19 protein-coding genes and 2 pseudogenes are annotated in these 23,860 nt (G+C 57.6%); 10 read left to right on the top strand and 11 right to left on the bottom strand.

The genetic code is table 11. The features are described 5' to 3' along the window. The first annotated feature begins 29 nt into the window (after positions 1-29). The 4 genes from J2Z31_RS13740 to J2Z31_RS13725 all read left to right on the top strand — a co-directional run bounded on the left by J2Z31_RS13740 (position 30) and on the right by J2Z31_RS13725 (position 5,625). Positions 30-2,249, top strand: a complete 2,220-nt coding sequence (locus J2Z31_RS13740) for a gluzincin family metallopeptidase (RefSeq protein ID WP_209602389.1) — start codon at positions 30-32, stop codon at positions 2,247-2,249. Continuing rightward, complete coding sequence (locus J2Z31_RS13735) at positions 2,237-3,838, top strand: ComEC/Rec2 family competence protein (protein ID WP_028002645.1); 1,602 nt, start codon at positions 2,237-2,239, stop codon at positions 3,836-3,838. Before J2Z31_RS13740 ends, J2Z31_RS13735 begins: the two co-directional genes overlap by 13 nt. 513 nt (positions 3,839-4,351) lie before the next feature. Continuing rightward, entirely contained in the window at positions 4,352-4,879 is a 528-nt protein-coding gene (locus J2Z31_RS13730) for a hypothetical protein (protein ID WP_028002644.1), read from the top strand. A 575-nt stretch (positions 4,880-5,454) separates the two neighbouring features. Continuing rightward, positions 5,455-5,625, top strand: coding sequence for a hypothetical protein (locus tag J2Z31_RS13725; RefSeq protein WP_158500211.1), 171 nt, complete (start codon positions 5,455-5,457; stop codon positions 5,623-5,625). Between the two features lie 584 nt (positions 5,626-6,209). Here J2Z31_RS13725 and J2Z31_RS13720 read toward each other — a convergent pair. Both J2Z31_RS13720 and J2Z31_RS13715 read right to left on the bottom strand, forming a co-directional pair. Continuing rightward, entirely contained in the window at positions 6,210-7,523 is a 1,314-nt protein-coding gene (locus J2Z31_RS13720) for a hypothetical protein (protein WP_028002642.1), read from the bottom strand. Positions 7,524-7,605: 82 nt separating this feature from the next. Further along, complete coding sequence (locus tag J2Z31_RS13715) at positions 7,606-8,772, bottom strand: gluzincin family metallopeptidase (RefSeq protein ID WP_209602388.1); 1,167 nt, start codon at positions 8,770-8,772, stop codon at positions 7,606-7,608. Between the two features lie 526 nt (positions 8,773-9,298). Between J2Z31_RS13715 and J2Z31_RS13710 the strand changes: the two genes are divergently transcribed. The 4 genes and pseudogenes from J2Z31_RS13710 to J2Z31_RS13695 all read left to right on the top strand — a co-directional run. Next, the gene (locus J2Z31_RS13710; RefSeq protein WP_209602387.1) at positions 9,299-10,375 is read left to right on the top strand and encodes a tyrosinase family protein; all 1,077 of its coding nucleotides are present in this window, start codon (positions 9,299-9,301) and stop codon (positions 10,373-10,375) included. 10 nt (positions 10,376-10,385) lie between these two features. After that, positions 10,386-11,261 carry a HEAT repeat domain-containing protein gene (locus J2Z31_RS13705; protein WP_028002640.1) on the top strand — a complete coding sequence of 292 codons (876 nt, stop codon included), beginning with the start codon at positions 10,386-10,388 and terminating at the stop codon, positions 11,259-11,261. Between the two features lie 5 nt (positions 11,262-11,266). Beyond that, the gene (locus J2Z31_RS13700) at positions 11,267-12,502 is read left to right on the top strand and encodes an SCO family protein (protein ID WP_028002639.1); all 1,236 of its coding nucleotides are present in this window, start codon (positions 11,267-11,269) and stop codon (positions 12,500-12,502) included. A gap of 339 nt (positions 12,503-12,841) precedes the next feature. Next, positions 12,842-13,352, top strand: a pseudogene (locus J2Z31_RS13695) (ATP-binding cassette domain-containing protein); the annotation flags it as partial. Positions 13,353-13,472: 120 nt separating this feature from the next. On the opposite strand, the gene J2Z31_RS13690 reads toward J2Z31_RS13695, so the two are convergent. The 9 genes and pseudogenes from J2Z31_RS13690 to J2Z31_RS13655 all read right to left on the bottom strand — a co-directional run bounded on the left by J2Z31_RS13690 (position 13,473) and on the right by J2Z31_RS13655 (position 21,571). Next, positions 13,473-15,647, bottom strand: coding sequence for an anthranilate synthase (locus J2Z31_RS13690; RefSeq protein ID WP_028002637.1), 2,175 nt, complete (start codon positions 15,645-15,647; stop codon positions 13,473-13,475). Positions 15,648-16,351: 704 nt separating this feature from the next. After that, a complete protein-coding gene (locus J2Z31_RS13685) occupies positions 16,352-17,080 on the bottom strand; it encodes an MIP family channel protein (RefSeq protein ID WP_050577626.1) in 729 nt (242 codons plus the stop codon). An 896-nt stretch (positions 17,081-17,976) separates the two neighbouring features. Beyond that, a pseudogene (locus J2Z31_RS29265) lies at positions 17,977-18,096 on the bottom strand (NYN domain-containing protein); the annotation flags it as partial. Positions 18,097-18,224: 128 nt separating this feature from the next. Next, a complete protein-coding gene (locus J2Z31_RS13680; RefSeq protein ID WP_028002635.1) occupies positions 18,225-18,446 on the bottom strand; it encodes a hypothetical protein in 222 nt (73 codons plus the stop codon). Next, complete coding sequence (locus J2Z31_RS13675) at positions 18,433-19,149, bottom strand: acyl-homoserine-lactone synthase (RefSeq protein ID WP_167333626.1); 717 nt, start codon at positions 19,147-19,149, stop codon at positions 18,433-18,435. Before J2Z31_RS13675 ends, J2Z31_RS13680 begins: the two co-directional genes overlap by 14 nt. A 67-nt stretch (positions 19,150-19,216) precedes the next feature. Next, positions 19,217-19,960 (bottom strand): helix-turn-helix transcriptional regulator, encoded by a 744-nt coding sequence (locus tag J2Z31_RS13670; protein ID WP_028002634.1) that lies wholly within the window; start codon positions 19,958-19,960, stop codon positions 19,217-19,219. Between the two features lie 217 nt (positions 19,961-20,177). Beyond that, positions 20,178-20,753, bottom strand: coding sequence for a hypothetical protein (locus J2Z31_RS13665; protein WP_150852059.1), 576 nt, complete (start codon positions 20,751-20,753; stop codon positions 20,178-20,180). Between the two features lie 135 nt (positions 20,754-20,888). Beyond that, positions 20,889-21,326, bottom strand: coding sequence for a type II toxin-antitoxin system VapC family toxin (locus J2Z31_RS13660; RefSeq protein WP_050577625.1), 438 nt, complete (start codon positions 21,324-21,326; stop codon positions 20,889-20,891). Continuing rightward, on the bottom strand, positions 21,326-21,571 hold the full coding sequence (locus tag J2Z31_RS13655; RefSeq protein ID WP_028002631.1) for a type II toxin-antitoxin system VapB family antitoxin: 246 nt from the start codon (positions 21,569-21,571) through the stop codon (positions 21,326-21,328). The genes J2Z31_RS13660 and J2Z31_RS13655 overlap by 1 nt, the downstream gene beginning before the upstream one ends. Before the next feature lie 715 nt (positions 21,572-22,286). Here J2Z31_RS13655 and J2Z31_RS29980 point away from each other — a divergent pair. Next, positions 22,287-22,631, top strand: coding sequence for an HNH endonuclease (locus J2Z31_RS29980; RefSeq protein ID WP_150852058.1), 345 nt, complete (start codon positions 22,287-22,289; stop codon positions 22,629-22,631). 176 nt (positions 22,632-22,807) lie between these two features. After that, the gene (locus tag J2Z31_RS13645; RefSeq protein WP_028002630.1) at positions 22,808-23,836 is read left to right on the top strand and encodes a metallophosphoesterase family protein; all 1,029 of its coding nucleotides are present in this window, start codon (positions 22,808-22,810) and stop codon (positions 23,834-23,836) included. Positions 23,837-23,860 lie beyond the last annotated feature (24 nt).

The raw sequence follows: 23,860 nt of genomic DNA, 5'->3' as shown, positions 1-23,860 counted from the left end.
TGCGTGTGCCCAAGGGGGGGTTAACTAAAATGGCACGAGAGTCTTCGTCGTCTGACCGCAAGCTACGCGTATTCGCGTTTGACCCCAGCTTTGCGCGTAGACTTTCCACATATCAGATGAATGAACTGGTTGTGACGATACCGGGTGAAATGGAGGCCCGTACGGAGCCAGGTCATTTCTCCGGTCCGGTCGGCGAATATTTGGAAGTAATAGACGTCGATCCCGCCAGCGGCTTGTTTTATCCGCCGGTCAATCTGGATGATCCCAAGCTCCTCGTCGGCAATGGGTTGGCACCAACTGAATCCAATCCGCAGTTTCATCAGCAGATGGTGTACGCGGTTGCAATGTCGACAATCGCGGCCTTTGAGAAAGCGCTTGGACGCATTGCCCTTTGGGCGCCACGTGAGAAGAGAGACGATCAAGGCAAGTTCGTATCTGATGAATTCGTCAGGCGCCTAAGAATATATCCCCATGCTCTACGTGAGGCTAACGCCTACTACAGCCCCAGTAAGAAAGCGCTCTTGTTTGGATATTTTGAGGCCGAGGCTGATCACCCTAGCGTTGTCCCCGGAAGCCTCATATTCTCATGTCTTTCGCACGATGTCATTGCACATGAGACCACTCACGCTCTCTTAGACGGCTTGCATCCGCGAATGTCTGAGGTGACCAATCCTGACATGCTCGCCCTGCATGAGGGGTTTGCTGATATTGTCGCGCTCTTCCTGCACTTCTCCTACCCTCAGGTCTTAACCAGCCAGATCGCAAAAACCCGCGGCAATTTGAGGAGCGACCATCTGCTCGGTCAATTGGCGCAGGAGTTTGGACTAGCTCTCGGTCGGGGTGGTGCGCTACGCGATGCCATTGGCGGTCCTGATAGCAATGGTACATGGCAGTTGCGGAAACCGGATCGTGCCGCACTGTCGCGAGCAAAAGGACCACATGCTCGAGGCGCCATTCTGGTAGCAGCTGTGTTTCGAGCGTTTCTGAACATGTATGAGTCGCGAACGGCAGACCTTTTCAGAATTGCGACGCAAGGCACGGGTGTTCTCCCACCCGGAGACATTCATCCCGATTTGGTGAACAGGCTGGCTGAAGCCGCTGCCAAAAGCGCGACCCATCTGCTTGAAATCTGTATTCGCGGTCTGGATTATTGCCCGCCGGTCGACATAACGTTTGGGGATTACCTGAGAGCGATCATCACTGCAGACACTGATCTCTACCCAGAGGACGAACACAACTACAGGGTCGCCATTCTTGAAGCCTTTGTTGAATGGGGGATCGTGCCGCATGGCATGCAAACAGTCTCGCAGTCGACACTCCTTTGGCCCACTCTTCGCGAAGTCGCAGCAGACATGGGAGTGAGCCAGCACAGTCAAGAACTTGAATCCGAGCTTGGCGTGTTAATTGCGGACGCGTCTGCAATCCGCAAGAAGTTAAAAAATCGACCAGATGTATCAACCAACATAAACGATCGATTAGACCGAATGGCCGAACAGATTTCGGCGCTGATGAACAGTGAGATGATGGCGCGGCTTGCCGGTAAGCGCGATCCAAAAGTTCCTGACCGCGAGCTTTCAAAGGTAACAGGAAAATATGAAATCGAGTCCGGACCGCCCCATTCTGCCAGCTCTATTCTGTCACAGAATCTACTCGAACTGGGTTTGGCGGCCGACCGAGAGATCACTTGGCATGCTCAAAATTTCTACGGCCAGTTGTTTTGGGGCCTCTTGACCGATCCGGACAACGCAAAATTGCTGGGCCTGTTAGGCCTTACGCGTGATGCGGAGGCGCCCTCTACCGTGTATCGGAGCAGAGCTACCCGGCTTCCTGCCATCCAGGTTCACTCCGTCCGGATGTCGAACAGACGCGGCACTCGCGGCCAAGTCGAGCGAGAATATGTCGTAGAACTGGTCCAAAGGCGGGCAGGGTTTCTCGACCTCACCAAACAACAAGAAATGGATCGGCGGCCAGAACCTTTTTGGGGCGACGAGAAAGAGCAGATAGACTTTCGTTTCAGGAGGGGCTGCACACTGCTGATTGATGCGCGCAGTTTTCGCGTGCGACGCGTCATTCGCACTCGCGGCGACGTCACGAATAACACTCAACTGGAACAAGTACGCAAATTTCTTGCCAGGAGTAGATCGCGGCCATTGGACGCTTTCCACGTAGTCTCGGACGCAGGTAAGTACGAGGCGTTTGCGATGTTGCATAGACATGTCTCAGAGGAGGACGCGTCATGGCAAGATTGACCCCGTCGGCTGGCAGTATTCTCGTAAGGATGTATCGCCAGGGCCATGGAGACTGCTTCCTTATGGCGTTTCCAGGCGACGACGGCGCGCCCCGGTATGTCTTGATCGACTGCGGCCTGAAGAAAAAATCCGAGATCAATGCCGATTGGCCGATCGAGAAGATTATCAAAGATATTGGTGAAGCGACCGACAATCATATCCATGTCGTCGTGGTCACGCATGAGCATGAGGATCATGTTAGTGGTTTCCTAGCGCGTTCGGTAGACGACCCGACGGCCAAGGCTTGGGACAGCATTGTCATCGACGAGGTGTGGCTTGCTTGGACAGAAGACCGCAATGATGAATTGGCGAACCAATTGCGAAAACGATTCGAGGACACGCTTCTTGCGCTGATTGGCCTTACAGGCGACCCAAGCGGAAATGCGCTTCGGAGCGGCTTGGGGTTCATCGGAGAAGCTCTCGCGTTTCACACTGGTGAAGAAGATGTCGGCATAGAGGTCACCATAAGAGCTGCGCAATTGCAGTCCACTGATCCGAACCTGTCACTACGTGAGGCACAACAGATGGCCATCGCAGGTGTCAGCAATAAAAAAGCGATAAAGTTCATCCGGGACCATGCTGAGAAAGGTGTTAATTTCCTGAGGCCGGACAAAGGGCCTTATGAAGTTCCTGGAGTGAGTGGTCTCCGCGTATTCGCTTTGGGTCCACCACGCGACGCAGCACTCCTACTTTCTTTGGATCCTCAAGGTGCTGAAGAGTTCAGGATGGGTATGGTTAGCGACCGCGAAAGTCGGACGCTGCTCGCTGCCTATGAAGAGGATTCAACGACCGACCGGCCATTTGGCAGACGGTATGGGTTGCAGATATCCGAAATTGCCGGTGCCGCTTCCGACGAAGCTTCGCAGTTTTTCATCTCGCACTATGGATTGAAAGCAACTCCCTCAATGCGGAGGAGCGGGCGCCGTCACCTGCCGCGCGCGCCGCACCCCAATGATTGGCGCAGAATTGACGATGACTGGTTGGGCACCGCTGATGAGCTAGCGCTGCGCTTGAATAGCGAGGTCAACAACACGAGCCTCGTGCTTGCTTTCGAGCTGCCGAATACTGGTAAAGTGCTGCTCTTCGCCGGTGATGCACAACGTGGAAGCTGGGTCTCCTGGAGCAAATTGAGTTGGCGGCCCGATGCTCCGGCAAACGCTATTACGGCGCGGGACCTCCTCTCCAGGTGCGTTCTTTACAAGGTGGGACACCACGGCAGCCACAATGCCACGCTGAACGGGGCCGCATCTGATGACTATGCGAACCTGTCATGGATGGCACAAGACGAGTTTCGCGAAGAATTTACCGCCATGATTCCGGCGAACGAACCTTGGGCTCTGGACCTGAAGCCGGTGCCATGGCGCCACCCGCTGAAAGCGATCTATAACGCGCTTCAAAAGAAAGCGCGTGGGAGGGTTCTACAGAGCGACAAGGGTGCGCCGATCCGACCAGACGATGTATCAGAGGCGGAGTGGGCTAACTTTTCGAAACGGACGAAAACTAAGGACCATTACTTCGAATACGAAATCCATGACAGCTGGTATCAGTGACGTAACCGTACAAGTTACAAAGGTGGTCCGCGATGTTCTTTCTTTACTCAGAATCGACCGTCCTTTGATTCTCCAAGACCGACAAGGCTATTCGCTAGAGTGGACCAAGTCGAGCCGTTGGATATACAAGAGTCTGAAACTGTCATACTGTTCGACTGCGTTAATGCGGACTGGTTCGATCAGCTTGACCGAAAAAAGGGATCCCCTTGTGGCGCATCGCCGTAGGTAATGAGCAAGACTACTCGGGCCCCAATGCTCAGATTTACGCTCTTTGTGTTTGAAATCGGATGCGAAGCGCCTACAATTGCTCGAGGCAAGAGAGGGGAATTTGGTATCATATTGAATTAGGCGAGCCGGAGAGCGGACCGCCGCGGGAACATGCCAGCTCGAGATAACGCGTTGGATATGAAACTCGAGCGCACCTAGATTTCTTTGAACCATTTCTAGGGTGAATGACCGGTGGATCTAACTGGCGGGTGGCGGCAGCGCCGCCGCCCGATGCATGGAGCGGTCATGGCGACAAAAGAACAGATGGACTTCTTCAAATCCGTTTACGAGGAGGAGGAGAAGCGCACGGCGACCCTGCTTGAGCACAGCAGGAGCAATGTGACGCTGGTCACCCTGTATTCCGGCTTCGCATTGTTCGTGCTTGAAAAGCAGGCAGACGGGCTTAGTGCCATGGGCTTCACGCTGTTCGCGGTTGCTCTCGGTGCGATGGCCGCTTCATTTTTCCTGTCACTGCTGGTGACAAACATTGCGACCTATGAAGCCCTGACCGATCCGGAGGAAATTATTGCCAAACTCGGCCCTACTCCGCCGACGAACGAAGAGTTCTTCGATGCACGTATCATCGATTACACAGCTGCCTATCACAGAAATTCTGCTGTGAATGACGGCAAGGCCGAATGGTTGAGTCTGGCCCGTTATGCACTGCTCTTGGGTGTCGTCCTACATGCCTCGTTCTTCGTCTGTACTGTCTGGGGAAGATCCAATGATAAAGAAGTCTCAGCCAACCAATACTTCGTCCTCAAAGTCGCCTGAGGGAAGGGCCGCGCAGAAGCGGAAGCCGCCGAAACAGCAGCCGAAGGAGGGGCACTACGGCGAGAGCCAGATGGCCGCTCTGAAAGCGCGAACGCCCAAAAATAAGAGATAACGCGTCACGAAAGGGTAAGACCGTATGTCCTCCTTCGGGAGTAGGTAGCTCTCCTAAGCGGTTCTTCCGAGGACTGCTTAGACAGGCCGGGCCGATCCTCATAACAGGAGGACGAATTTGACCCGACAACGATGTCGGTCGCTCCGCTTGATGTTCGGATCGATCTCTACGGTCAACGGCCGCAAGCCATCCTCACCAGTCCGGTTTTCGGACTTGAATCTGATCGGAACCTGAAAATCGCAGAGCGCATCAAGCGTCACGCAGAGCTCATCGGTCATCGGTCGTGCCGATCCTGATGAAAGCGAGGTCAGAGAGCGTCGGGAACTCGAAATCGAGCTGAAACCTTACGGCTATGCTGGAGCCCGACCGGTAACGGATATCGAGGAGATCGATCTCGACAAGATCCGCACTTCATGAAGGAGCGCGTCGCAGTTGCCTCGTCCGAAACGGGGGAGACAAACACATGATCAAGGTCGACAAGGATATTCTGCTCAATGCGGCTCCCGATGCCTCCCCTGAGGCCACCGCGTTGGCCGCGGACTGGCCGCCCTGTTTACAAAATCAGACGAGGCACGAGCGGCAGCCATCAAGACCTTCGACGACGGGCGTGATCCCGAACGTCGGATCTTTGTAAGAAATACATGACTTTCCTGGGAAAGGCCTTCAAAGGAAAATGCGCTTGGGGGTCCTTGAGCACATTAGAAAACCGCGTGTTCTCGGTAATCGAGGCTGCTTGCGCAAGCGGAATGCAGCTCTGGGCTAGCGCGACAGCCACAGGCCGGCCTCAGCCATCCAGGAACTGGGTCATGCCCTGACCGCCCCTGGCATCGACTTGCGCGCGGATGAGGGTGTGCGGTGTGGCGCCCACGTTGAAATGTCCGCATGGCCAGGGCCTATCAAGAGCAATGACGGATTGGTCAGATAATAGGATAATAGGCTACTGCGTATTCCAGCTTCTACGATCCCGAGATCAACCGCAGCTACGGCATGAAAATGTTACTGGGTGGCCTTCCCGGCCGCCTAGAAATCGTGAGCACGTGCGTCTCCCTTTGTATTCGCCATTACAGGTCGGCGGTGGTCGGTCTCGCTGCACTTGCTCGTCTGTCTGAGCCGCATCGGAGACCGCCGCTTTTATTGCAGGCGCTAGAAGTGCGCTGGGCTTTTCAAGATAACAGTTCATGCATGCTGAAGACCTAAGATTGAGATTTGTGAGTGGGCCTAAGCCTGATCGAGGTTCTGGTAGCACGCGCTGTTCCCACAGGGTGCACTGGGGATGGCAGACCCTGCCCAGTCGAGATGCACGTGCCCAGTCCCGTTGCCGCTTCTGCCCCCTGTCCTCAGAGGAGTGTCCAGTTGTACGAACCCCACCTTGTTATGGTCCGCAGTAGACCTGGTCGTCGGATGTCCATAGGTATTCGACGCCCCAGTAGGGAAAAGGCCGTAGCTGAAGATCGAGCGACACAGCGACGCCGCTCCCGCACTTGGTGGCAGCATCGCGTTCTTCCAGTCTCCTCCGTGATGGGTCGCTGCGATCCCTTGCACGGTCAGGGGGGCCCGCGGCCCAATGTGTTGATACGACGCGTCGGCTGGGAAAAAGAACGGTTCGCCCGCGCCGGGAGGGTCGACCTGGACCCAATAGCCGGAATCGTTTCTGCTCGTACCAGTCGCGCGGTGAAAGAGCGCGTTTCCGAACGAGAACGAAGCGACGCTGGTCACCAGCAAACGTCCGCCAGCGGACACGATCGACGCGGCGAAGGCGAGATGTGGTGAGGTCACGGACTGGAAAGGGGCGATCCAGGTCAGTGACAGCGATCGCGTGACGATCGGGCCGGACGACCAGTGATCATCATGCCAGTGGGACAAGACCATGAGAGGCGGGGCGCTGAGGCAGAAGTGAGGAATGGCGTGCGGTCTCGTTTTCGTGTGCGACCTGCTCCCGCCTCCGAAATCAAAGTAGAGCCTCGGAATGCAGATGGCTTCGCTGAAGCCGTTGGCCGAACCTTGGCCGACGTCGTAGACGGCCAATCGTTCGATTTTCGGATGTTTGAGGTTTGCGACATGGGCGGTCAGGTCGTCGTCCGATATTGTCCATTCATCCAGACTGTGCATTTCGTCCAGAGCGTCGGATGTTTGGGTCGAAACCACATGGGCGGACAGGACCGTCACTGGCTCCGGGTCGCCGAACAAATTCCGGTAAAGCCTCGAATCGCCGCTCGGAGCAATGATGATCTCGATCCACTGGTCTCCGATCCGCTCGCCAGTCGCGACTACCCAAGGGCCGCCTGCCTGACCGAATATATCGATCTCGAGAAAGAAAATGGGTGCCAAATCGATCGCACGCAGGCGGGTGTCGCCTCTACCCAGGAGACCGAAGTTGCCCGGTCGATCAAACCAGTCGGCATCGACGGCGCCGAGCAGCAACTCGTTCCTGCCTCTCTTAACGTCTTCCATCACGTCGTCCAATTTCGCGTAGAGGCGGTCCGGCATGCGAGGAAGTTCTGGTGGCACCGGGAAAACGAGAAACGGGTTCATCGCGAAGCTCCTGAATGCTTTGTTTGTTCTGCCACGGCACTTACAAAGGGCCGACAACACCCCTATCGACTGTCGACCTGTCTCACCCCATGTATTGCACCACGATCTGGTCGGGCATTTGCCGGGCCTTAGTCGTGTGCTTGTTCGCGCGGGCAATTTCGGCGACGACCACGTCCGCTGTAGCTGGAATGAAAAGGTCGCTGCGGTTGTCGTCGACGAAGCGGTAGGCGCCCCCGCGTGAGGCACCGATCGAATCTATGCTGTGAAGAATAGTCAGTTGCGGGCGGTCGAAAACGGCCGCAGCGGCAAGCACAGGCGCGCGTTCGGCCTCGTCGAGGATGCCGCGCTTGATAAACACGTCGAGCATCATAGCTCGGCATCCGTTCGGATCCGTCGGGTTGACCACCTGCTCTGCTCTCAATACCGCCAGAGCATAGTCACGAAACGTGACGTCGCAGGGAGGCAGTAGATCGAGAGGTTGGATCGCCATCATCTGCATACGCTGGATCGTGAACCAGAACATTTGTGCGAGTGACGAGGTCTTGGCAGTGGGATCGGCCTTTAGTCGATCCTCCTGCCGTTGCTTATATTTTCCGAGGAGAGCAATGATGATGTCGAACATCGCGCCAGTCAGAACCTGGGAACCAGATGCGGTCGCAGTTTCGCGTGCGACGTCTTTCATTGTCAGCTGATTGCGCGCGGATCTGAGGTAGGGCTGTCCGACCACGGCATCTCCGAATTGTTGGGCAAGCGATGACAACAATGAGCCTGAAGCGAGGTCGCCGGCGCTTTCGACGATGACGCTCTCGCGAAAGCCATTATTGCGGAACGCCATCAGGATCGCCGTCAGGTCTCCGAGGAACTCGTGAAATCCGGCTGTTTGGGAAAGAATGGACTCGAAATAATAAGGCCTCAGCCCGTCGAGTACGGCATGCCCGAATTCGTGATTGACGATGTCGCTGGAATGACAGGTGTAAATTCGCTGGCCGTTTTTTTCAAACCAGTAGAACTGAAGGGATTTGCTGAGCGGCAGGAGTCGGCGGGTCGAGTAGAGTTTCTTGCGCGTCTCCAGAGTGAGCTGTTGCTTCACAATATTCCGACCGGAGGCTCTACTCATATTCCACTCCCAAGGAGCCGCGCTTCTAGTAAGTTCGAGTTTGCTATCCGACAGAGCGGCTGAGTGCCGCTGCGAGAACGGTCTGGCAGAAGCGAGTTCTCGTCGGGTTTGCCAGCGGTCTGCTGGTGACACAGTTCACGCAACCTCCACCATGGTTTCGACGAGTCCCCCGTCTCCTACTGCCGTAGATTGCCCCGAATCCTCGAAGGTGGCGCGCACTGGACGAGCGGCACTGAATTCTTGCTAAATTAGAATTGAATTATTCTAGCATCAAGTGCATAGTTCACGCAACGCAATCTCTTCTCGGCTGGTTGAGATTGATCGACCGGGTGGCGAGCTCGACGTGCCGAAGCGGATCATCGTGGCACTAAAGAGCAGCGGGCCGTATTGGCTGAAAACAGCCCGTCCGCGTTGGCCGGGTACTCGGTCGAGTGACTACTGCAGGTGGGCTAGGCAGCGCCAGTAATCAAGGCAACTCGCAATGATTATCGATGTCGACTTTGCATCTATGCATGCCAATGGCATAGCCTATCTCAATTGGACCCCGCGCAAGCTCTCCGTCCGACTCGTTGACGCTCAGGCTGCAAACGCAGCGCGTGTGCGTTTTGCAAGCCGCACGGCGGTGGAATTGCGGTTCTCAGTCACGCGAGCAGGGCCGATGCAGCACACGCTGGAAGTCGACCTGCCTCTGGATGGCAGTCCGGTCGACGTCTGGGTCGCCGGCCTGTTCGGCACCGCCAGTACTCAAGACGGCGACAGCGGCTATACCATCGAGGACGTGTCCAGCGGCGCACAGCTGGCGAACCAGCCCGCTATGGTGCGTGTGCGCAAGAACGCCAACGGGCTCACCGATGGTGAGCGCGATCGTTTCCTAACGGCGATGGGCACGCTCAATGCAGCCGGCAGCGGGCGGTTCCGTGATTTCCGCGATATGCATGTGGACAGCCCTGCCTCCGACGAGGCGCATTTCGATGTCGGCTTCCTTCCGTGGCATCGGTGTTATCTACTTGATCTCGAACGGGAGTTGCAGGCGATCGACCCGTCCGTGGCGCTGCCCTACTGGCGCTTTGACGAGCCGGCGCCGAGTATCTTCACCACAGCCTTTATGGGGGTGCCGAACGCGAACGGCCGTCTTCTCTTCACTGCCGGCCACCCATTGGAGAGCTGGGTTACCGACAACCAGATCGGCATAATCCGCAGCATGGGTTTCTCTGCCGGGGCGCGTCCTTCCTCGGTACTGAGCGAGGCGGACACCCTGGCTCTCGCCCCGTTTCCGGGCGTCACGCAATACCGCAACTTTGCAGCCATGGAAGGCAACCCTCACGGCAGGGCGCACACCAGTTTTCCGGGATCGAGCTTCATTAGACGTATCCCACTCGCCGCCCGAGATCCGTTGTTCTTCATGCTGCATTGCAATGTGGATCGGATCTGGGCTAAGTGGCAGTGGCTCAACGAACTATTCGATCCGGCGGAGGCCGAGGCTTTCAGCCCCTCGGACAGCGGGCGGATCGGGCACCAGCTCGGCGACACAATGTGGCCGTGGAACCAGGTCACCGGTGACCCTCGGCCAGCTACTGTACCAGGTGGAACTTTAGCGCCTTCACCCGTCGTCGCGCGGCCGGGACCCTCACCGATGGTGAGTGACATGATAGATTACCAAGGCATATTGGGCGGCGATCCCTTGGGCTTCGACTACGACGACGTGCCCTTCGAACTCCCCGCCGGAATCGTTTGAGGCTGCGACCATGGATATCAAGGACTATCGCAGACAGCAGCAGGATCAAGTCGCGAAGGCGAGGGAGGCTGGTTACGTCTACGCCGCGCCCGCCGACATACCAGGCAAGGGTAAGGCGGGCGCCGATGCAAGAGCTGAGGCCGTCTGCAAGATAGAGCTAAACTCTCGCAACCTCGCCGAACGCATACACTATCTGCTCGAGCTGATTGGTCGCAAGAGCGAGACTGTCGCGGTGCGCAGTGCCGCGCTGGACATGCTGGCAACGGCGGAATTCGTCGGCCGCGCGTTTGCCGACTTCCGCCCCCAGGTGATCGACGCCATTCGCGCGCTGGCCGATGACAAATCGCCGGGGCTGCGTCAGAAGGCGCTGGAATATCTGGCGCAGGAGAGCGATGATTACGCCCGCGACATCTTGACCGGGGCTCTGGTTACTCCTGAGAAGGCACCCGTCAGCCAGGCAAAGGCGGTACAGCTTCTCGGCCTTGACGATCATACCAATGCCGCCAACCTCGTGCGCAATCAGTTTGACCAGTTATCGCCGCCCGCTCGCGAGGAAGCTGTTCGTATCCTCGGGACTGATCCGAAAAGTGCGCCGCTGCTATCGCAGCTTGTCCACGACAAGACAGTCGGCGAGAAGTTGCGCCGGATTACCGCCGCTGGACTGAAAGCTCTGGACGCCGAACAATTCGCCCAGACGGCGCGCGACGTGCTAACCGACCGCAGCGACAGCGCAACTTTGAAGGCCGCCCTCGTCGGCATGGCCCAGACAATAAGCCCAGCACATAATCTCGAAGGTGCGATCGATACTGCCCAGCGCCGAACGAAGTCGAAACGTTTGAAAGATGCGGCCCAGCGTTATTTTTCGACGCAGCGCAGATCGGAGTAACGTTCATGGTAGCGCTCGAGCTACAGGCGCTTGCGAGGGAGATTGATCGCGCCGCAGCGGGTCGCTCTCCTGGTGAGGATTTGACGCGGTACTTTCGCGACAGCGACCCAATCTACGCTGGCTTAGGTTCTGCCGATGTCGATCGGGTGAGGGCTTATGCATTTGCCGCGTTGGCGCGCACGGCGCCGGAATTTGGCCTTGCCGCAGCGCGAGAGGAGATCGGGACTGGGAATGCGCCCGGCCCAGTCGCAGCCGCTGCGCGCCTCGTCGCCGCACTCGACGCGCCGGATCGCGTCTGGCTTGATGTGCTAGCCGCCGCCGCCCAGCGCCTTCGGGGTCGTGACCAGAAGGTCTGGTTCGATCGAATCGCGGCCGGCACCCGCCCCGACATTTCGGAGACGGCGATGACTGAGCTTGCCCGTGCTTTCCTCATGGTGGCGCGGAAGAACGGGCTCGGTGCGGCGGACTGCGCGGAACGGATAGCGGCCGCGCCGGAGGGTTTTGCTCGTGCTGTGAGGGAAGGACTTGCCGCCGGCGAGAGTGAGGGCCCCACGATGAAAAAGGCCTGCTGCTGCGATGATGAGGCGGCGACTGCACCACCATCGCTCTCTGCGACGGAGGCTGCAAGTGGTCGCCTTGCCCAAGCCCTGCGCAATGGGGCCATCATCGGCGCCGCATCCAGCTGTTGCGATGCGGCGGAGCTAGGTCACGCGCCGGCCAAGATTCTTCCTGCCGAAATCTGGGCGGCTCCGATAGAGGATCAAGACGGCGGCGAGGCGACCTTAGGCGCGCGACTGCTCGGACGCCCTTCAGTGCTGGCGTTCTTCTACACGCGCTGTATGAATCCGCTGAAATGCTCGCGCACCGTCTCGGTCCTGGCTGCGACAGCGCAGCTCGCTGCAGCCGAAGGATTGGCGGTCGGCATCTTTGGCATGACTTACGACCCATCATGGGACACCCCGGCTCGGCTACGCCGCTACGGCGTCGACCGAGGCATGGCGTTTACGCCGGATGTGGCGCTGCTCAGGGCAACCTGCGACTGGAATGGACTGCGCGCGGCGCTCGACCTCGCTGTTGGCTACGGTCCATCGACAGTGAACCGCCACCGGATTGAAGTGCTGGTCCTCGACGCTGCCGGCCGTGCGGTGTTCAAATGTGATGGCCGCCCGCCGGAAGCTGCCGGCCTCCTCGCCCTGCTCAAAGGGGCGCACTGCCGGCGTTTCAAGGGGTCCGCCGACTGAGCGGCACACAACCATGAATTTATTTCATGACTTATGATTGTCTTCGTCGAAGTAATGCACCTCCTCGCGCAGAGTTTCGGTGTTTCACGCGGCCCACTCCTCCTCCCAATTGCTGTTCAGCTCTTTTCGGAAAGCCTGCCGCACCTCCTCCCGCAGCAGGCTTTTCATTTTCGGCTCAGGGCAGGAGGGCAGCCACCCGGTCCATACGCTCAGGAATCGAGAAGAATGCGCCGGTTTGCGTGACAATTGCAACCAGCCCGTGGCTAGGGGTGCCGGCAATCAACCAGGCCGTCTTCCCCAGGATCCGTTCGATAATATCAGCAGTCCAACAGCCACCGCATCCTCTACATTGAAGCCTGAGCAGCGTTGAACCGTGGCGAGAAGATTGGTCTTGTCGGCCCGAAGGGGGGTGGGAAAGACGACGAACTTTCGGATGACCACCAGCGAGGAACTGCCCGACGAGGGGCAGGTTTCGGTCGAGAAGGGCATGACGATCGGCTATTTCGATCAGGATGTCGGCGAAATGGCTGGACATTCGGCCGTCGCTGAAGTGATGGAAGGGGCAGGACCGGTCAGCGCCGTGGCGGCGGAGCTGCGCGAGCGCGCGCCTCTCACGCCTTGCAAGGTCAAAGGCGAGTTAAGAAGCTCGAAAAGATCGACCGCGCGTCGAGCCGCCGCGCCGCCGCTAGGCGGTTGCCTTTGAATTCCTGCCGGCTTTACGCTCCGGCGAAGACGTCGTCAACCTCAAGAATGTCCACAAGGCCTAAGGCAGTCGGACGATTTATCACGGCCTCGACTCACGGTACGTAGGCGCGAACGCTGGTGCATCATGGGCATCAACGGCGCCGGCACGGATGATGCCGATCGAAAAATGCCGACCACCACACAAAGGGAGGAAGCCCTCTTTTTTCTGGTGCATGGGCATTATCCAAGCAGCAGTGGCTATGATTTTGCGTCACGGGGCCTTCGTTTACGCCCGCCGCGCCAGATGCGCGACAACATTCTCGATCATACGCATGCCGGCATCGCCGCCGAGCGTCATGATGGATTCCGGGTGGAACTGCACGGCCGCCACCGGCTCCTTCACGTGCTCGATGCCCATGATCGTACCGTCCTCGCTTTCGGCCGTAATCGTGAACTCGCGCGGCAGATTGGAGGGATCGGCAAAGATCGAGTGATAACGGCCGACCGTCACTTCCTTGCCGAGGCCGGAAAAGACGACGCCGGGCTCTAGAACGCGGATGCACGACGGCTTCCCATGCATTGGCACGGCCAGCTGCCTGAGGTCACCGCCATAGGCCTCGGCGAGCGCCTGCAGGCCCAGGCAGACGCCGAAGATCGGCAGGTCGCGCGCCCGCGCCTTCTTGATCGTCGCCCTGCAGTCGAAGGTCTTCGGATTGCCGGGGCCGGGCGACAGCACCACCAGATCGGGGTCCAGACGATCAAAGACCTCTTCCGGCGCCGGCGTGCGCACGGTAGTGACCGTCGCACCGGTCTGGCGGAAATAATTCGCCAGCGTGTGGACGAAGCTGTCCTCGTGATCGACGAGCAGGATGTTGACCCCGGCGCCGACGGGCGCGCCATCGCGCGCCGCCCGGGCGCTGTTGGCGGCTTTGGCATCGCGAATGGCTGCAAGCATGGCTGAGGCCTTCAATTCGGTTTCGGCTTCTTCTTCTTCGGGATTGGAATCATAGAGCAGGGTCGCGCCCGCCCTCACCTCGGCGATCCCGTCCTTGATGCGGATCGTACGCAGCGTCAGTCCGGTGTTCATGTCACCGTTGAAGCCGACCATGCCGATGGCTCCACCATACCAGGCGCGCGGGCTCTTTTCATGGTTCTCGATGAAGCGCATCGCCCAGAGCTTCGGCGCGCCGGTGACGGTCACCGCCCAGGCGTGGCTCAGGAACCCGTCGAAGGCGTCCATGTCGTCGCGGAGCCGCCCTTCGATATGGTCGACCGTATGGATCAGCCGCGAATACATTTCGATCTGGCGGCGGCCGATGACCTTGACCGAGCCCGGCACACAGACGCGGCTCTTGTCGTTGCGGTCGACGTCCGAGCACATGGTGAGCTCGGATTCGTCCTTCTTGGAGTTCAGAAGCTTCAGGATCTGCTCGCTGTCGGCGATCGGATCGTCGCCGCGCTTGATTGTGCCCGAAATCGGGCAGGTTTCGATGCGGCAGCCGGAAACGCGGACAAACATTTCCGGCGAAGCGCCGACGAGATATTCCTGATTGCCGAGATTGATGAAGAATGAGTAGGGCGAGGGATTCGTCGCCTTTAAGCGTTTGGAAATATCGGAAGGCTTGCTCTCGCAGCGCTCCATGAACTTCTGGCCGGGAACGACTTCGAAGAGATCGCCCTTGCGGAAGCTCTCCTTCGCCTTGACCACCAGCTCGGCATATTCCCCGGGCCAATGATCGCTCTTCGGCGGAATGGCGTCCGTCTGGCGGAAGGGCTCGGCGGCGATCTCGCCCGACTTGCCTTCGGTGGAGACGCCGCCCTTGGCGAAATCGTAACGATCGACCCAGGCCTTGGCGGCGTAGTTGTCGACCACAAGGATTTCATCGGGCAGATAAAGCACCATGTCGCGCTGATCGGCGGGACGCTTGAGCTTCAGATCGATCGCCTCGAACTGGAAGGCGAGATCGTAGCCGAAGGCGCCGTAGAAGCCGATGCTGGTATCGGGCTGCGAGTAGAAGAGATCGGTCACTGCCCGCAGCACGGTAAAGACCGTCGGCGCCTTCGAACGTTCTTCCTCGGCAAAGAGGCGATCCGGCGTCTTCACAGTCAGGTCGAGGCGGCGGGCCGTGGAAGCGCCAAGCACCAATTCGGAAACCGTCTTCAGCTTTTCCGCGATGAAACCGAGAATGACCTCGCCGCGCTCGTTGTAGGCCTCGATCCATACATCGCGACCGAAACAGGACAGACCGAGCGGCGGATCGACGATGGCGGTATCCCAGCGGGTGTAGCGGCCGGGATATTCGTAATTTGACGAGAAGACCGCGCCGCGGCGCTCATCGAGCTTGTCGATATAGGACGAAACCGCATCCGCATACGGCGTCGGCCGGCGCTGCCGGGTGACGGTGATCCCGCCCTTCGTCTCATAAATTTCCGCACCATCACCCCGAAGAATCGTTACCATTGTTCCTCGCTCCGATCAGTGGTTTCCAATCATTCAATACCGCTCATCAACAGTTCGGGTAGATGGTGTTCGACACCGTTCATGCCTCACACGCCGAAAACGCTCGCCACATCTGTTTTGGCCGGCGCAGCGTCCCCAGCTGATTGATCTTCGAAGCGACCACCGAGCCGATGCAGGGCCACGTTGACACTTTGTACCTCGAGGCGGTTCTCACCGTGTATTCGAGAGATGGCAATCGCTGCGGGCGGCATCTCATTCACGATGTCCTGGCACGCGCTATCGGGGGCAGCTTGTCAAATCTTTACTGCTGCTCGCAAAGTGCTGACGCGCCGAAAGGCGGGTTGGCGTAATGCGGCGACCGGTCGTGACAAGGCAGCAAACTGCGATCCCGTTCCCTCCCAATACGTGATCCGGCGAGCGCCACATCACGCACCGATGTTTGCTGCGGCACGTTGCCCGCAACCACAAGCATGCTGACGATCAGGCAGGCGAGAAAGGTCGATGCCTTGAAACAGGGCTCGCCTTAGTTCGGCTTTGATGCGCTAGCCTTTGGAACACTTCCGCTACAATCATCCTTTGACTGACGCCTCATCTTTTCGGCAGTCGTATTTGGGGGGCATGAACCCTACTCCAACAAATCGCATCGCCGATTTTTCCGGAAGAAATCATGGCCCGGTTAGCGACAAAAGTTTGCGGACAAGCCCCTAATTGGATTGAGCAGCGGGATGGTGGGCAGTGCAATTGAGCTTGCGTGGGCGATGTGACAATCCAGGGGCGAGGGCCCCACTCAACTGAAGGAGGCCCGCCGCAGCGCCCCCTAGCATAGGGGCGAGGATATAGAGCCAGAGTTGATCGACTGCGGCTTCTCCTGCGAAGAGCGCCGGACCGAGAGAGCGGGCCGGGTTCACGGAAGAACCCGATACCGCGATGCCGGCAAGATGGATCGCGACCAGGGTAAGGCCGATCGCCAACCCGGCAAGCGCGCCAGCGCCGGCCTCTGCTGTACAGCTGAGCACTACGGTCACGAACAGGAACGTGGCAACGAACTCAAACAGGAACGCAGAGGACACCCCGTAGGCTGCCCAGCCGTTCTGAGCGAAACCGTTTACGGCGATATCGAAGCCGCCGACTTTATCCGTTGCTATAAGGTAAAGCACGCCTGCCGCCGCGATCGCTCCGACGCACTGGGCGGCGACGTAGGCGACGAAGTCACCCGGTCCAAGTCGCCGTGACACGAGGAAACCGAGGCTGACGGCCGGGTTGAGATGCGCGCCGGAGATTGGGCCGACCGTATAGGCCATCGCCACAACCGACAAGCCGAAGGCGAGAGCGATGCCCAGGGGGCCCACCTCCGAATGCATAAAGACAATCGTGCTGCAGCCGAGGAAAATCAGTGCGAAGGTTCCGACGAATTCGCAAGCATATTTGCTCATGTTCCGCTCCGTTGACTGAATTTGCCTGACGGATTTCCTGTTGCAATCCGCAGCATTGGAGACTCCGCCGGTCGGCCGAACTTCGGCGTCACGACGCGGTGCCCCAGCTTCGTAGAAAGCACGCGCCCTCTAAAAGAGCTCGCGAAAGACATTCGCCCTCTATCTTTCAGTTGAAGACAACTTTCTCTAGCGCCGTTCGGAAGATTGCCAAAACGGTTTGTTTGAATGGCAACGATCCACGCTGTGGATGGGATGTGTTTCAAGTCAGGTATCGTTGAATGATGTAGCGAAACGGCGCCTGACAGAGGACACGGTTGGGCGGAAGATCTCGGAATGGCCCGGGAAAGGAATTGGCGGTGCCTCAGTCAACTGAGCCTCGGTCTTTTTGTTTGGAACTAGGTCTGTAATGGCGCGAACACCGGTGCGGCTTCGACCACCTAAAGCGGGTCGCGATTTTTAGGATTTCAGATTCACGAATCGGGGTTTTCTGTGGTTCCCTCGCTTTGACGCGAGGGACACCATCGGCAAGCCACATCCGCTAGTCGTGTCATTGTATTTGTCGAGAAAGGTCACAGCCACCGGGCCGCGGCCCGGCACTTCCGAGTGTCGCCGCCTTCATTCAATGTGTTGACGACCTCCGCCGAGAGACCATCGAACCCACGGCGCATAACGACCGGCCGGCAACCCAGGTACACTTTTGTCCCCGCGGCAATCTGGATCATGACGCGTCGGTAGCATAGTCCATAATTGAGCCTTATGCCGCCTTCCATAAATCATGAGGTTTCGGTTCGTATCCCTTCAAGGCGGACTGGCGGCGGTCGCATCGATCGTTGATCGATCGTCTCGGGGGGTGAAAGCGGTCACTCGACCTTTACGCAAGACATGGCCTACCCTCCATAGGCGCGTTTCTGGAAGGCCGTCACCAACCAATAATCGATGTCGAAACCAAGCCGTTGGGGTCGCATAGAATTCGCTCCATCGATGAAGAGTCCGATCTTTTCGCGCGCGTCGAACATAGTGCCCCTTCGTGATGTATCGTGCCAAACCCCGCGCTTATGCGGAGGCGTCGGATCCTGCTTAGCAATCAGAACACATGCGACCGCCGTGGCACTGGCCTTTCTGCGATTGCAGGAGCAGCCACACCTCAAACCAATGGGCGTCCGGAAAGCTGCTCGTCAACCGCGGCCGGGTCCTTGCATGCCAGCCGGAGAACGCCGAGGACGTAGAGCAGCAACTCAAAATCTTGGGAACGATTGGTTCTCGTTAGGCAAATGACTATTTGCATCAAGTTCTCTGCCTCCGCCCCTACCAGCGCCTTGATGTATTCGGATTTATCCTCATCCGAAATTTCCTCAATTGGACGCATCGGCGCTCTCCTCAAGTATGGCTTTGGTTGGGCGAATTCTGCCCGGGGCCAGATAGGGCAAGTGCGTTAGGGAACGATCGGGTTTAAGCGGATTTCTTACCTCAGGTTCCAAGAGGAGCGTGCTGCCCTGCAGGGCATAAAGACGATGGTGTCGCATCAGGCCATACGCGGTGGGTCTTGCCTGGATTGGTACAACCAACCCGTCGTCGCGCAGCGAAGGCAAAGCAAGCGTGGTGACTTGCCACCCCGTCGAAATCAGGAGATTGACCAATTTCGGATGGGTTTCGACGATCAGCGAAGCGATGCCCGCAACCAGGCAGAATTCCATCACCCCGGTCATCAACACGTGCGAAGCCGGTATCTGATTGATGAGGATCTCGCCTTCAGCCACGACACAGCGCGTCCACTCATAAATCTCCGGTGAGCGCGGCCAGGCCCCCCCGTTCATGATCTCAGGATACACATCAGAAAGAAGATGTGGCTCCAAGGTAGGGAGCAATCGCGAGTAACCGACGACCCGGTCCTCGCAAAAAAGTGCAAGGTGCAGTGTCCCGTCGCCATCGAACTCGTCGATTTCTCGACCGTCGTCCCTGCAAATGGCCTCCCAGCCGAGTCTTTCCACGAATTGCTCGTGCCGAAACCGCCAGATTTTCTCCATTACGTCGCGGTTGGAAGCCGATCGACCGATACAAAGCTTTATCATTTCCACCCCTCGTTCCGGGGCAGAATGCGATAGTTCCTCTATCGCTTAAATGAGTAATTTTACTCAGTTATCGGAGAATTCCCAACCGGAAGCTCTCGGCTATCATTTGCGCGGAATTGACGACGTTGAGCTTGCGATGGACATTCATGATCTCGTTTTGAATGGTTCGGTGCGAGCGCCCGAGAATCTCTCCGATCTCGAAAGCCGTTTTTCCTGCCGCACACCACTGAATGATCTCACGCTCTCTGGCCGTAATCCTCAGCAGGCTTCGATCCATCGAACTCGCTTTCTGCATCATCAGACTGCGTAGGGAGTTGTGAGCGTAAATCGAGATGATGTGCAAGGCCCCTCGCGCGGCACTCGAGAGATCCAATTTCTCCGCACCAAAAGTCACAATCGCCTGAAACCCGCCGGCAGCATGCAGTGGCACGCTATATCCGTTATTCATGTGGAACTCTGTCGCTTCGTTCATGACGCGCCGTGCGTGACGCCCGAGCTCTTGATCGCGCAATGCCTCCGACCATACGAATGCGTTGTCCTGCATCTTGCTAAGATGAATGACCGGGTCGGCATGAACATAGTTGTTCGCTAGATAATGCTCGAACCACCCGGCCGGCCAGCCATTCAACATGAAGTAGGAGTCGATGCGCTCATTGGGCAATGGTATGCCGGAGATCGCAAAGCAGTTGAAGCCAAAATGGCGTGCGGCTCTATCCAGCGGCGCCAGGATATCGTCCGTGCTCTTTGCCCCTGCCGTTTCCGATAGGAAGTCGAACATAGTGTTCGCGGCAGCCAAAGCTTCAGGATCCAAAATCGCCTCCTCCATTCGCAAAGCGTTGCGGCATGTTAATTCATGCGAATCAATCGATCATTCTAAATCCCGCAACTGCCGGTAGAAATTGACCTTGCATCGTAAGCGGCAAATGGACCGGGTGTGTACGGCTCCTTTCGATTCTTCATTCAGCAGCGCGCAACGACGCGCCCGCCTGGACTGAGCGTGCAGGCCGACCTTATGCACGGATAACGCCTTACTTCCGGGCAACCCATAGCCGCGTCATTTCATCGTAGGCCTGTCTCGCACCCGAAACAGTCGTGGTCTCATCGTACACGTTGCAATGGGGCCATTCGCGGTCTGCCTCCCGCACGAGTCGCTGTCCGGCCAGTACAGCTTCGATCCGTTGCTGCATTGGCAGTTGGTCGATGCGTCGTCCGTCCACTGCAACGCGTATGGGTTTTTCGTCGCAAATATCTGCGTCGAACTCAGAATTTTGCGTGAGACGCGGGCCACGATGATCGATTTCAAAGATCGTCGCGACGCCGATGGGTAGACCGAAGTCTGTCGTTTGGTGGTAGCTCACCATCGCCCAGCACTTTTCGCGCTCGATAAGCTTGCCATACGGATCCCTTTGGTCATCTTGGCATCCTGTCGACCACTTTTCTTCGGCCCACGCGGACGATGGAACCGGGGCTTGTTGTGGTGCGGCTGCTTGGCACGCCGCTAAAATCGTGAGTGTCAGAAGGGCGGCAGTTCTCTTTGACATAATCCCCCCGACTCGTTCATTGCGGCAGGCCACAGAACACGCGGCAGACACCGCAGGTTTCATGCGTTATCCGCACTCATCACTTATGGTAGTGAGCCGGGATGTCAATTCGGCAGCATGAGGGGTTTTCGTTAGGGGCAGTAGGAAGGGCTTGCGAAAGGGGAGCCGTCCCCCGTCCCAACCCAACGTGGGCACGACCTAAGCTGCTTCTATATCAGTCTGTGAAAAGTCATTTCCTTTGTAGAGTAGGGGGAGGCGGTACTCCTTGGCGCAGGCATAGGAGAAGCAATCACCAAAATTCAGCCGTGCCGGATGGGCGACAAAGCGGCCATAGTTGCGAGCCGCTTCAATAGCCTTGCCATGCAAGGAGCCGTTCATCGACATTTCGCGGGCGCCGATAGTTTCCATGAACTTTCCTACGTCCTCTTGAACCCGATCGATCAACTCGGGCGGGGTAGGGGCCTGATCGCCAAAATGTGAGATCGAGATTATCCGGGCTAAACTGATCACGGCCTCGAACATCGAGATCGGCGAATAAAATTTAGGCTTTTCTGACATTTCGATTTTGGCGAGAAGGTAACCAGCATCTTCTTCGCCAGCCAGGATGGCAACGATTGCTGATGCGTCCAAGAACATCAAACTTCCCACATCTCGTCTGTGAACTTCTTCATGTCGAAATCTGGCGTGTTGGGTCCCATCTTGGCTCGCACACTGTCCTGAATCTTTTTGACTCGCTCTTTCAGTGGTACAGCTTGTTCCGCTCGCGCCAGTTCGTTTTGCAGGGCGCGCCGGACCGCTTCGGTCTTCGTCGGGGCCTTAGTGACCTGCTGGACCTTCTTTGCCAGCGCATCAACATCGTCGTCGCGGATGTAGAGAGCCATGACTTTTCCTCGCGATATGCAGCGCAGAATATTCGAATATAGTAGCGGGGATATACATCAAGCGCAAGGGTTAGGGCGTACCTAGCGGCAGTCATGCTGATGACCGTCAGGGCAGTCCTGTAAGCCGATCGTTACCGGAAATCGGCCGAAACTGATGAAACCTGGATCCCTGCCGCAGGCATAGAGCGCCGCGCAGCGGTGTGCCTCACCCCGTTGAAAGTCGGCGACATGATCGGCGCCGCAAGTCCTTTCGTTCTCGGGGCCCACATCGCGCTGACCGCTCTATAGATTGCGAGGCCGTATCTGCCAGACAAGGCGATTTTCGTCATCGCGAGAACTGGGGGAAGTTCAACCTCAACTGCGGTGATTCTTAACAAGGAGGGTCTGACCTTGCTATTGCAGCTGTCGAACGGGCGGAAATACGCGTCAAGAATGCCGGGTCAGGTAGAATCTCTTTCAGACACGGCGATCCGGCCGAAGCGAAAGCGCGGCAGTTGACAATCACAACGCTTTGTCTAGCTTGAAACAGCGGAAGCAAGCCTAAGCTTGCTTGGGGCTGATCAAGGCTCGCCAGTGAGTTGACCAATATGGCGCTCACACCGTTCAAAGACTGCGGAGTGGCGCATTTAGCGAGGATTCTCCTCCCAACTGAGGGGCGGGCTTTCTAAGGTTCGCTGCACGTCCGCTTCAGAGATGAAGCAAAGGACGTGGCCTCATGAGAAACAGCCGCAAGATAAAAAAGCTCAGGAACAAAGCCGCCCAAGGTCAAAACGAGCGTTGCTACTACTGCCGAGAACCCATGTGGGACGGAGACCCAACGGCATTTATTGAGCGCTTCTCGGTATCGTCAAGGGAAGCGCTGCGATACCGCTGCACCGCGGAGCATCTTCATGAAAGAGGCAGAGGCGGGGCCGATGTCGAGCGAAACGTCGTCGCTGCTTGCCACCACTGCAACAGGACTCGACACCTCGCGAAACGGCCGAAAGACGCGGCATCCTACGCGAAGTATGTCCGGTCCCGAATGGAAGTCGGGCGATGGCATCCTATCAGGCTACACTGACAGCCGAGCTTTGATGCAGCGCTACTTTTTCGGTCTGCGCCGACGCCCAGACGCTATCGGGCATGCGTCGGTTTGTTCTTCTTGGAGATCGAGGGCAAGCCACTTAGATAGGAAGCGCGACGGCTACGGCTGCGTCGTCGAGTTAATTCCACCACACGCGTCAATTCGGGCTTCCCATGAGGTTCCTGCTTCTCTCAGACATTCACGACAACCTTCTGGCGGTCCAGCAGATGCGAGCACAGGAATCCAATAGCTTTGACGCGCTCGTCGTTGCTGGAGACATCGGTTCGCATACCGCCCAGCAGATATTCGATGTCTTGGCTACTTTCAGATGCCCGGTGCTGTACGTCTATGGAAACTGGGATTACAAACTCGCCTACGACGCTTCCTTCGGCGACGCTTGCCACCATCTGCATCTGTCCCCGTTCGAATCTGGTCCCATAGCCTTTGTCGGCTTCAGCGGATGTACGGCCCATTGGGGACAGAACCCCGAGGCGCGGCGTCTGTTTCAAGAAGTAGACGACGCCAACTCGCAAATCATCCGTTCTCTCAGCGAGGCAAAAAACGGCGAACGACGGGGGAAGTCCCTCGTCGAGGCCGAGTACACCGCTGCGGTTGACGCATTGACGGCCGCAAGCCGGCGGCCGCCCTCTCAGAGGAAGCTCAAGGCGCTGGACGCAGATCGCCGCCGGAAACTCGCCGCGCTTTCCAAGGCGGTTGAAGAAGTGAAAAGCACGGACGCCTATAGCTTGTACGTGCATCAACGATCAGCCGTTTCAGGAGAAGCGCTGGTTCGAAATCGTCGCGCACTTAGCGAAGTCTTGGAGCAGCTCGATACGGCGAGAGAGCGAGCAGTTGTCGTGACCCATGACCGGCTATTCAAAACGCAAATCGATTTTCCAGGTGTGCCAATTTTTCTGTTTGGTCACCGACACGGTTTTGCCGAAACCACGTTTCAGGGAGCGAAGCATGTCAATGTCTCTGCGCTCGATATACGCCGTCTCATAAGGCCAAAGGAATTTTCGCGCGGCGATCATTTCGAACAGTTCCGAAATCTCAATGTCGGCAACTACGCCATCCTTGAATGGTCACAAGCAACCGGCTTTGCGGTGAAATGCGTCGGCCTCGAAATCGGTCTTGATTGGCAAGAGAACTGGGAACTTGAGACATCCTTTCAGATGCCAGGGGCACCATTTCTGTCATAGGTTGCGCTCTACCAAGAAAGTGCA

This window comes from Sinorhizobium kostiense (assembly GCF_017874595.1).
GTDB lineage: Bacteria > Pseudomonadota > Alphaproteobacteria > Rhizobiales > Rhizobiaceae > Sinorhizobium > Sinorhizobium kostiense.
This window is presented reverse-complemented; position numbering and strand designations above follow the sequence as displayed.

Coding starts and splice junctions, on each gene's coding strand:
- J2Z31_RS13740 (WP_209602389.1), top strand. CDS start 30: ATGGCACGAGAGTCTTCGTCGTCTGACCGCAAGCTACGCGTATTCGCG.
- J2Z31_RS13735 (WP_028002645.1), top strand. CDS start 2,237: ATGGCAAGATTGACCCCGTCGGCTGGCAGTATTCTCGTAAGGATGTAT.
- J2Z31_RS13730 (WP_028002644.1), top strand. CDS start 4,352: ATGGCGACAAAAGAACAGATGGACTTCTTCAAATCCGTTTACGAGGAG.
- J2Z31_RS13725 (WP_158500211.1), top strand. CDS start 5,455: ATGATCAAGGTCGACAAGGATATTCTGCTCAATGCGGCTCCCGATGCC.
- J2Z31_RS13720 (WP_028002642.1), bottom strand. CDS start 7,523: ATGAACCCGTTTCTCGTTTTCCCGGTGCCACCAGAACTTCCTCGCATG.
- J2Z31_RS13710 (WP_209602387.1), top strand. CDS start 9,299: ATGCAGCACACGCTGGAAGTCGACCTGCCTCTGGATGGCAGTCCGGTC.
- J2Z31_RS13705 (WP_028002640.1), top strand. CDS start 10,386: ATGGATATCAAGGACTATCGCAGACAGCAGCAGGATCAAGTCGCGAAG.
- J2Z31_RS13700 (WP_028002639.1), top strand. CDS start 11,267: ATGGTAGCGCTCGAGCTACAGGCGCTTGCGAGGGAGATTGATCGCGCC.
- J2Z31_RS13690 (WP_028002637.1), bottom strand. CDS start 15,647: ATGGTAACGATTCTTCGGGGTGATGGTGCGGAAATTTATGAGACGAAG.
- J2Z31_RS13685 (WP_050577626.1), bottom strand. CDS start 17,080: ATGAGCAAATATGCTTGCGAATTCGTCGGAACCTTCGCACTGATTTTC.
- J2Z31_RS13680 (WP_028002635.1), bottom strand. CDS start 18,446: ATGCGTCCAATTGAGGAAATTTCGGATGAGGATAAATCCGAATACATC.
- J2Z31_RS13675 (WP_167333626.1), bottom strand. CDS start 19,149: ATGATAAAGCTTTGTATCGGTCGATCGGCTTCCAACCGCGACGTAATG.
- J2Z31_RS13665 (WP_150852059.1), bottom strand. CDS start 20,753: ATGAAACCTGCGGTGTCTGCCGCGTGTTCTGTGGCCTGCCGCAATGAA.
- J2Z31_RS13660 (WP_050577625.1), bottom strand. CDS start 21,326: ATGTTCTTGGACGCATCAGCAATCGTTGCCATCCTGGCTGGCGAAGAA.
- J2Z31_RS13655 (WP_028002631.1), bottom strand. CDS start 21,571: ATGGCTCTCTACATCCGCGACGACGATGTTGATGCGCTGGCAAAGAAG.
- J2Z31_RS29980 (WP_150852058.1), top strand. CDS start 22,287: ATGAGAAACAGCCGCAAGATAAAAAAGCTCAGGAACAAAGCCGCCCAA.
- J2Z31_RS13645 (WP_028002630.1), top strand. CDS start 22,808: ATGAGGTTCCTGCTTCTCTCAGACATTCACGACAACCTTCTGGCGGTC.